This window comes from Stakelama pacifica (assembly GCF_004361835.1).
In the GTDB taxonomy this organism is placed as follows: Bacteria; Pseudomonadota; Alphaproteobacteria; order Sphingomonadales; family Sphingomonadaceae; genus Sphingomonas; species Sphingomonas pacifica.
Genome location: NZ_SNWD01000004.1, coordinates 273,030 through 282,787, shown reverse-complemented (window position 1 = coordinate 282,787; position 9,758 = coordinate 273,030). Strand labels below are relative to the sequence as shown.

The 9,758-nt window shown below is 62.7% G+C and carries 5 protein-coding genes; 3 read left to right on the top strand and 2 right to left on the bottom strand.

The window, feature by feature from the left end; all coding sequences use genetic code 11:
- Positions 1–806: 806 nt before the first annotated feature.
- Positions 807–3,077, top strand: coding sequence for an AAA family ATPase (locus tag EV664_RS08925; RefSeq protein WP_133495332.1), 2,271 nt, complete (start codon positions 807–809; stop codon positions 3,075–3,077).
- Positions 3,078–3,750: 673 nt separating this feature from the next.
- Here EV664_RS08925 and EV664_RS08920 read toward each other — a convergent pair.
- Positions 3,751–5,337: an amino acid ABC transporter ATP-binding/permease protein gene (locus tag EV664_RS08920; protein ID WP_133495331.1), complete on the bottom strand. Its 1,587-nt coding sequence runs from the start codon at positions 5,335–5,337 to the stop codon at positions 3,751–3,753.
- Positions 5,334–6,869, bottom strand: coding sequence for an ABC transporter ATP-binding protein/permease (locus EV664_RS08915; RefSeq protein ID WP_133495330.1), 1,536 nt, complete (start codon positions 6,867–6,869; stop codon positions 5,334–5,336). Before EV664_RS08915 ends, EV664_RS08920 begins: the two co-directional genes overlap by 4 nt.
- Before the next feature lie 125 nt (positions 6,870–6,994).
- On the opposite strand from EV664_RS08915, the gene EV664_RS08910 reads away from it, so the two are divergent.
- Together EV664_RS08910 and cydB are read left to right on the top strand one after the other, a co-directional pair.
- Positions 6,995–8,584 (top strand): cytochrome ubiquinol oxidase subunit I, encoded by a 1,590-nt coding sequence (locus EV664_RS08910; protein ID WP_133495329.1) that lies wholly within the window; start codon positions 6,995–6,997, stop codon positions 8,582–8,584.
- A gap of 24 nt (positions 8,585–8,608) precedes the next feature.
- On the top strand, positions 8,609–9,754 hold the full coding sequence (cydB, locus tag EV664_RS08905) for a cytochrome d ubiquinol oxidase subunit II (protein ID WP_133495328.1): 1,146 nt from the start codon (positions 8,609–8,611) through the stop codon (positions 9,752–9,754).
- The last annotated feature ends 4 nt before the right edge of the window (positions 9,755–9,758 follow it).

The following is a 9,758-nucleotide window of genomic DNA, read 5'->3' as shown; positions in this document are numbered from 1 at the left end:
TGCTCCTCGCTGAACCTCGATCGCTTCATTCGTCCGTCTCCTTGTCGAAGGCCGGACTCTACCTATCAATGGAGGAAATCTAGGGGCTCAGACCAGCAGCATTCCACGATTGCGTGAAAAGCTGCATGATGAATTGTAGAATGTCGGTGCAGCAAGGAAGCATTCCAACCTCCACTATTTGCGACGATACCTACTGTATGCCGCGAGATGCCGGTTGCCTATCAGGTAAGCTACTTAGACTAAGTAAGGCTCGAAGCGAGTGGTGCATGCCGCAATCTGTCGCGCTGTTCGGCAAGCTTGGCCGCGTGGAAAAATCCCGAATGGTTAGCTTTCAGTGTTTTCCGCCTAAAAGCCGTCTTCCCGGATACGCCCCACTCTCGGTCGTTGCCGCTGCCTTTGCATTTTCTGAAAGCCGACGTTCAACTTACCAACGAGGCTGTGGGCCGGGTACGGCGACATTCGGCGGAAAGCGGACTTTGGGCATCGTGCGATCGATGGACCGCTTTGCGCATCAATGTCGGTCATTGCGGGGTGCCAGCCGGTCGTCTGAAAGCGGACGGCCTTTCCAAACGGTCTGGGCGGCCGGGTCTGGGACATTCCCGCCGTTCCTAACCAATGGCTTGAATGGCGGCTTCTTTTTGAAGCGGACGTTACCCGTTAGACAGCAGGTCCTACCGTAGACGCGCAATGCTCATTGGCACGAAGTCCTTTCAGCGTAAAAACGGCCCCATGTGTACAATGCGGCTGGAAGCATGGCGCGCAGACGGCTAGATCGGGTCCTGGGAGCACTATTTCTGGGGGCGTAAGTGCTTATTTCTATTGAGATTGCGGGCGAGGCGACATATCCCGCCGCAGGTGAGACGCTCACCGACCTCAAGAAGATCAACTACCTCTTCGGTCACAACGGCTGCGGGAAGACAACTGTATCCCGCGCCATCCACGACCCTGCCGCCCGTGCAGGCTACAGCGTATCGTGGAAGGACGGCCGGGCGATAGCAACCCTCGTCTACAATCGTGATTTCGCCGAAGCCAACTTCGGAGAGCAGCTCAAGGGTATTTTCACGCTCGGCGAGGGTTCGACGAAAACCGTCGAGGAAATCGAGAGCCTGCAGCTGCAGATCGGCAAGCTCGACGGCGAAATCGGCGGGTTGCGGCAGAAGCTCGAAGGCGACGATGGCGCAGGAGGTGGCCGTAAGGATCTCGCAGACGCGCGATCGCTCCTCGACGAGGCATGCTGGAAATCGCGGCAGGCCCACAAGGCGGTTTTCGAGGAAGCCATGGCCGGTCACCGTCAGGGCAAGGTCGCCTTCTGTAATAAGGTGCTGAAGGAGGCTGCGGAGAACAAAACCGACGTCGCCACCCTTGAGGATCTCACCGCGCGCGCCGCGACCGTCTTTCGGGATGCGACGCCGCCGGAAGTTGCTATCCAGCCGATCGACTTCTCCGCTTTCCCCACATTGGAGAAGTCGGCGATTCTTGGACGAAAGGTTGTCGGCCGTGACGACGTCGTCGTCGCCGCCCTGATTGGTCGGCTTGGCAACAGCGACTGGGTCAAGCAGGGCGTGGAGTATCTTACGGCGGCGGACGGCCCGTGCCCATTCTGCCAGCAGGCTGCCCCGGCCAATCTGCTGGAAGACCTGAACGCATTCTTCGACGAGCAGTATGAGGCGGATCTCGCGGAGATTGCGCAGCTGTCCATGCGTTACGAAGCAGCCACGAAGGCTGTGTGCGACCGTCTCGATGCCATTGTGGCCTCATCCGGCAGGTTCATCGATCCGGAGACACTCACCGAGCGCTACCACGCCCTGAAGACGGCGTTCGAACTCAACCACGAGCGGTTGCTAGCGAAGCGTCGCGAACCTAGTAGCGAGATCACGCTCGAAGATACGAAGGAGTTCGCGGACGCGATCGGCGATCTGCTGATGCAGGCGAACACTGCCATTGATGAATACAACGAGACCATCCGTGACCTATCCAAGTCCAAACGCATCCTGACCTCGCAGGTATGGCGCTTCATCGTAGAGGAGCGCCGGACCGACCTCACAACCTACGAGGCGGTCGCGACCAAGCTCGGTAAGATGATCGAGGGCATCGAAGCCAAGATCGCAGAGAAGAAGGGCGAGCGTGCCCGGCTCGTTGCTCAGTTGAAGGCTAAAGAGGCCAGCATCACGAGCGTTAAGCCAACGGTCGACGAGATCAACCGCATCCTCTCCTCATTCGGCTTCACCAGCTTCAAACTGGCCGTCGCCGGCGAGCGCGGGGACATGTACCGGATCGTTCGCCTGGATGGCTCCGACGCCGCGAAGACGTTGAGCGAAGGCGAGCGGTCGTTCATCACCTTCCTCTATTTCTATCACATGCTGGCCGGCAGCACGTCCGGCACAGGCACTACGGTCGAGAAGGTGGTGGTATTCGACGATCCTGTCTCGAGCCTAGATTCCGATGTGCTGTTCATCGTCAGCGCGCTTATCCGAAAGGTAGTCGGCGACGTCCGCGCCGGAAAGGGCTCGGTCCGGCAGATTTTTGTGCTCACGCATAATATCTACTTTCACAAGGAGGTGAGTTACGATCGGGATCGTCCCCTCTCAGGTTGCCGACGGGACGAAACGTTCTGGGTGGTGCGGAAGCGCGACAACGTCTCGTCGTTTCACCGCTATCCATTCAATCCGGTGAAAACCTCCTACGAGCTGCTCTGGGAGGACGTGCGCAATTCCGATCGCGCCAACCTCACCATCCAAAACACGCTGCGGAGGATCGTCGAGAACTATCTCGTCGTCCTCGGCGGCTGGCGACAGGATGCCATTGTCACGCTCTTCACTGGTCGCGACGCCCAAGTCTGCGCCTCGCTGTTTTCGTGGATCAATGACGGATCTCACAGCGCGCACGACGACATCTACCTCGCAGCCGACGACAACGCCGTGCAGAGCTACCTCCGCGTGTTCGAGCAGGTTTTCGAGAAAACCGGCCATATCGCCCACTACAAGATGATGATGCGGATCAGCGACGCGGACGAGGAAGAAACTGCGAAAGGCGAGGCGAATCCGGCTGCCGCCGGAGCGGCACTTCCTCCGATTTAGGCGCTTGAGCGGGGACCTTCAGAAGCCCGAGCCATACGGATGAATGGCTTTCTTGGCCGCGTCCATCCTTCTCCCGAGGAGCGGTTCGACGGAAAGGGAATGGCAGGTTCTGTCTAAGAGTAGCCGTTCGTGCGCTCAATCTGGAATGGCATGGTTTGGTCGGAAACGGACGGGAATATTGCGACGATCGAATGGCCGCTTCGTGAAATCCCCCGTCTACGAGCGCACAGTCCGAAGTCGGCCCAATGTAAGCCTTTGCGCTGGCTGGCCCGGAACGTCCGCAACTGGGGTGCTTTCTGCCGCCGTAACATCCTCGGCGCTCCATGCCTGTCGCAGCTCTCGCCTTTCAAAGCCGCCTGTCAGAAAACCACCCAGTTACTGCCGTACAGGCCCCGTCTGGCGCTTTCTGTGAGCGGTTGGCTATTCCCAGCGTTAATTTGTCCTCGCGGCCCAAGCTGCAAATCGCCCATCTGCTCTCGCGGGCTGCGCGTCAGCCGTTCGACCGCATACTCGCAACGTGCATCTATATGATTGAAACGAGCTACTTTAGTGGTATACACGGGTGTGACCACGGCTACATAAGCCGCTGTTTCAAAAGGGTTTTCGGGACAGGGTATAAATTCCCCTCAGCTCCACCAGCCGCCCTGTTTTCATACCGTCGATGCCCGCGCTCTCAATCGATCCCGTCGATGGGAATGTGACGTGCGGCGAGCGCCAGCGGCGCCTGCCGATGCGATACCAGAATCACGCCGGTCCCGGTAGCATCCAGCCATTCGCCTAGCCGCGTCACCAGCAGCGCCTCGGTCGCTGCGTCCAGCCCCTCGGTGGGTTCGTCGAGCAACAGCCAGGGCCGGTCGGCGAGCAGCGCGCGGGCAAGCGACAGCCGCTTGCGCTCACCGCCCGACAATATCCCACCGCTTTCGCCCAATAGCGTATCGAGCCCGTCCGGCATCGCCGCCACCCGGGTGTCGAGGCAGGCGATATGCAGCGCGGCGCGCATCTGATCCTCGCTGATACCGGGCCGGGCGAGGCGCAGATTGTCGGCGATCGAGCCCGCAAGCAGCGCGGCATCCTGCGGCGACAGTGCGAACTGGCCGGTCAATACCGTCTGCGAACATTCGGCCAGCGGTGTGTCGTTCAGGCGAAGCGTATGCACCGGCGCGCGCAGCCCGGCGAGCGCCTCGATCAGCCGCGTCTTGCCGCTGCCCGATGCGCCGGTGATCGCGATCCGCTCACCCGGCACGATCCGGGTGGCACCGATCGCCAAGGGCAGGGCGGCCTCGCGCTTCGCTTCGGCGCGGACCGGCTCGCCTTCAAGGCCGGTCAGCAGCGCCAGCCGCGCCAGACCCTGTTCGACGCTCGCCTGACGCATCGCGGTGCGCGCGAACGCTGCCATGGCTTCGACCGACGACGTTGCCGCAAGCAGGCCGAGCGCGATCAGCGCCGCCGGGCTTTGCGCGAACAGCAGCACTGCCGCCGCCGCAACCGTGCCGTACCCGATCAGTAGTCCGGCGACATGGCCTTCGCCCCGGAACAATGCGGCATTGGCGCGATCGACTCGTGCGGCGAGGTCTTCCAGCCGCTGGGCCACCCGGTCGGCAATGCCATAGCTGATGATCTCGGGCCGCGCGGCGGCGGCATCGACAAAGGCGGCGCGCAATTCACCGAGCGCATCGGCGGCTTCGGCAGCGGGCTCGCGGGTCCAGCGTGTGGCGGCATGTTTCAGCAGGAAAGGCAGTGCCGCGAGCAGCAGCGCCAGCGCGAGCGCCGCCATCCAGCCCGAAAGAATCGTCAGCCCGACCGCGAACAATGCGGCGGCAAGGCTGGCCGGGCGAGTGGGGCGGCGGACGATCAGATCCTCCAGCGCCTCGATGTCGCCGATCAGCCGCGCGCTGGCGTCGCCGCCCGACAGATCGGGCGCGGTGCGACTGTCCTGCGCGGCAAGCTTTCCGAACAACGCTCCGCGCCAGTCGGCCATCGCGGTCAGCGCGGCGCGATGCGACAATAGCCGCTCGCCATAGCGCGATCCGGTGCGGACAATGGCAAGGCCGCGAATCGCAGCGCTGGGGATGAGGTAATTGAACGCCGCGACTGCTGCCACGCCGCCCGCGCCTGCAATCGCCGCAGCTGTCAGAAACCAGCCCGACAGCGCAAGCAGCAGGACCGAGGAGATTCCGGCGAGCAGCGCGTACCAGAACGCCTGACGCAGCACGGTGGCTGTGCGGCCCCGAACGGCGTTATCGATCAGTTCGCGGTTCACAGCGCCACCTCCTCTCCGGCCGCTTCAATAACGATCGGATCATGCGTTGCGACCACCACGGCATGGTCACGGGCAAGCGCGATGAGCAGCGCGGTGATGTCGCGCGCGCTATCTGCATCCAGATCGGCGGTCGGTTCGTCGGCAAGGGTCAGCGAACGCCCGGCGAGAATTGCGCGGGCAAGGCCGAGCCTCCGCCGCTCGCCGCCCGAAAGCCCCGAACCGCGATGGTCGAGGATCAGGTCCAGCCCGGCCCCGCGCGCCGCCAGCATCGGCGACAGGCCGACGCGTTCGATCGCTTCGGCAATCTCATCCTGAGTCGCATTGATCCGCCCCAGTGCAAGATTGTCAGCCAGACTTCCGGGCAGGATCAGCGGGCGCTGCGCCGCCCAGGCGATATTGTCGGGAGCGACCGGCGTGATAGTCCCATCGGTCAGCGCCACTTGTCCGGCGATCGCGGCGAGCAGGCTGGTCTTGCCGCTCCCCGTCGGGCCGGTGAGCGCGATCATCCCGGTGCGCCCCAGTGCGAAGGAAACCGGCCCGATCGACCGTCCCGGCCAGTCGATCCGAGCGCCATTGGCCGCAATGCCGGTGAACGCAGCCTCAGCAGGGGCACGAACCAGCGGTTCGGGGAGCTGGTCAAGCGCGTCCGATGCCGCTTCGCCCAGCTGCTTTTCGTGATAGGCAGCGGCGAGGCGGCGCATCGGAAGGTAGAATTCGGGCGCCATGGCGAGCGCGAAAAACGCCTCGCGCAGGGTAAGCACTTCCGGATTGGGGAAGGGCAGCAGGCCGAGCAGGCTGAACCCGCAATAGACCGCGACCAGCGCAACCGCGAGCGCGGAGAAGAATTCGAGCACCGCGCTCGACAGGAATGCGATGCGCAGCACGCTGACGGTGCGGTCGGCCAGATCGTTCGCCGCACCGCGCACCTGCCGCGTCACGCGCTCCTCGGCGCGGAAATGGCGGATGATGCCAAGCCCGCGCACCCTGTCGACGAACAGGCCCGATAGCTGGCCCATCGCGCCCAGCTGCTCCTCCGATGCGCGCCGCGCCGCGGTTCCGGCCAGGATCATGCCGAGGATGAAGGGGATGAAGGTCGCCAGCAATATCCCCGCCGCGACCAGACTGGCAAAGGCAGTGACCGCGATGACGAACAACGGCGCAGCCGAAGCGGCGAAGCGGCTCGGCATGAACCGCGCCTGATAATTCTCGATCGCCTGCGGATGGTCGATGGCGAGCACCGCCGATGCGCCCAGCGAGGGCGGCTCCGCCATCGGTTCGCCGATCAGGCGGCGGATAACGGGCAGGCGGCGCGCGGCGGCAATGCGCTGAGCCCCCGTAATGGCGAGTCGATGGACCAGCCCCACCGCCACCGCGCGCACCAGTCCGCCGACAAGGATCAGCGCGACCGCCTCCGCCTCGATCAGTCCGCTGGTGGCGGCACCCGTTACGGCAATCGCGATTCCGGCGGCGAACAATGCGGCCCCTGCAAGGTCGATCAGCCACGCGAAACCGGCGGTATTTTTCTTACGCATCGAACAGCATTCCGGGCGTTCGCGCTCCTTTCTACGGACTATCCCCAATATCGACCCGAACGCACACGTCCTAGGCGACGGCTATCATTTGGGCGGCTGGGCCGCTGAAACGAGGACCCGTTACCATGGATATGGCCGTAGTCGAACTGTCGAGGCTGCAATTTGCCCTGACAGCTTTATATCACTTTCTGTTCGTGCCGCTGACGCTGGGTCTCTCCTTCATCCTGGTGATCATGGAGAGCATCTATGTGATGACCGACCGCCCGATCTGGCGCGACATCACACGCTTCTGGGCAAAGCTGTTCGGAATCAATTTCGTACTGGGTGTGGCGACCGGCCTCACCATGGAATTCGAATTCGGGACCAACTGGTCCTATTATTCGCATTATGTCGGCGACATTTTCGGTGCGCCGCTCGCCATCGAAGGGCTGATGGCATTCTTCCTCGAAGCGACGTTTGTCGGGCTGATGTTCTTCGGCTGGGACCGGTTGTCGAAGCGCGGGCATCTCGCCACCACCTTCATGGTCGCGCTGGGGTCGAACCTGTCGGCGCTGTGGATTCTGGTCGCCAACGGCTGGATGCAGCATCCCGCCGGTTCCACCTTCAACCCCGAAACCATGCGAATGGAAGTCACCAATTTCTATGAGGTGATCTTCAACCCCGTCGCGCAGGCGAAATTCGTTCACACGGTGAGCGCGGGCTATGTCATCGCCGCCACCTTCGTGCTGGGCGTGTCCGCTTTCTATCTGCTGCGTGGCCGTCATATCGAAGTCGCCAAGCGCAGCTTCGCCGTGGCTGCCGCTTTCGGGCTCGCCGCTTCGCTCTCGGTCGTCGTGCTTGGCGATGAAAGCGGCTATGCGCTGACCGACAACCAGAAGATGAAGCTCGCCGCGATCGAGGGAGCATGGGACACCGATGCCGCTCCGGCCGGCATCGCAATCTTCGGCCTGCCGTCCAATACGGGCCGCGAGACCAATTATGAGATCAAGGTGCCCTATGTGCTCGGCCTGATCGCCACGCGTAGCCTGACGGGCGAGGTATCCGGCATCAAGCCACTGGTGCGTCAGGCAGAGGCGCGCATCGTCAACGGCATCACCGCCTATGACGCAGTCGAAAAGCTGAAGGTCAACCGCAACGATCTCGCCGCACGCGAAGCCTATGAACGCACCAAGGCCGATCTCGGCTATGCGCTGCTCCTGAAACGCTATGTCGCCGATCCGCGCACTGCCGATGCAGCAACGATCAACAAGGCCGCATGGTCGACCGTTCCGAACGTCCCGGCGCTGTTCTGGCTGTTCCGCGGCATGGCGTTCATCGGCTTTGCGATGATCGCATTTTTCGGGGTCGCACTGTACTTCGCCAATACACGCAAGTTTGACCGGACCTGGTTCCTGCGTCTTGCGCTGTGGATCATGCCGCTTCCCTGGCTTGCCGCGGAGTTCGGCTGGGCGGTCGCTGAGGTGGGACGTCAGCCCTGGGCAGTGGAAGGCGTGTTGCCGACCTTCCTCGGCGCATCGAGCCTGACGGTACCGCAGATCTGGACCACGATTGCCGGTTTCACGGCGCTCTATGGCGTGCTCGCGGTGATCGAGGTGCGGCTGATGCTCGCGTCGATCAAAAAGGGCCCGGAAACCTACATTCCCTGGCGTCCGATGCGGGGTGCCGCTCCGGCTGCACCGAAACCCGCCGGCTATCAGACCGTCCCGGCCGAATAAGCCCGGACGATACGGAGACACACAATGGGTATTCCATTCGATTACGAAACGCTTCGCGTCATCTGGTGGCTGCTGCTGGGCGTGCTGCTGATCGGCTTCGCGCTGACCGACGGCTTCGATCTCGGCACCGCCGCGCTCCTGCCCTTTATCGGCAAAACCGATGAAGAGCGCCGCATGGTCATCAACACCATCGGCGCGACATGGGAAGGAAACCAGGTCTGGTTCATCCTCGGCGGCGGCGCCATCTTCGCGGCATGGCCGTTCGTCTATGCGGTCAGCTTTTCCGGCTTCTACCTTGCCATGTTCCTGGTGCTGTCGGCGCTGATCCTGCGGCCCGTGGGCTTCAAATATCGCTCGAAGCACGCGGATGCCAAATGGCGTAGTCGCTGGGACTGGGCGCTGTTCGTCGGCGGGTTCGTTCCGGCACTCGTGTTCGGCGTCGCGGTCGGCAATGTGCTTGCCGGCATTCCCTTCCGCCTCGACAGCGATCTGCGTTCTTTTTACGAAGGATCGCTGCTCGGCCTGTTCACGCCCTTCACGCTGCTCACCGGCCTTCTTTCGGTCGCAATGCTGGTGCTCCATGGGAGCGGCTGGCTGAGCCTGAAGGCGGACGGCGTGGTGCGGGAACGCGCGCAGCGCTGGGGGCAGATTGCCGCCATCCTCGCCATCGTGCTGTTCGCGCTGGGCGGTGTGTTCGTGGCGCTGGGCGGTATGGGGTTCCAGCTCATGGGGACGATCGATCCCAACGGCCCGTCCAACCCGCATCTGATCGATGCCGTTGCGGCACCGGGGGCATGGCTCGACAATTATTCGGCGCATCCCTGGATGCTGATCGCCCCCATTCTGGGCTTTCTGGGACCGGTGATCGCGTTCTTCGGCATTCGCGGCCGCCGCGACGCGATGGTCTTTACCGGCTCCAGCATCGCAACGATCGGAATCATTTCCACGGTCGGGCTGTCGATGTTCCCGTTCATCCTGCCGAGCTCGATCGATCCGGCGTCCAGCCTGACGGTATGGACTGCCTCTTCCAGCCATATGACGCTGTTCATCATGCTGCTGGTCACGGTCATCTTCCTGCCGATCGTGCTGGCTTATACCAGCTGGGCTTATCGCGTGATGTTCGGCCGCGTGACCGAAGACGAAGTCCGCCTCAACCCCGACTTTTATTAAGGAG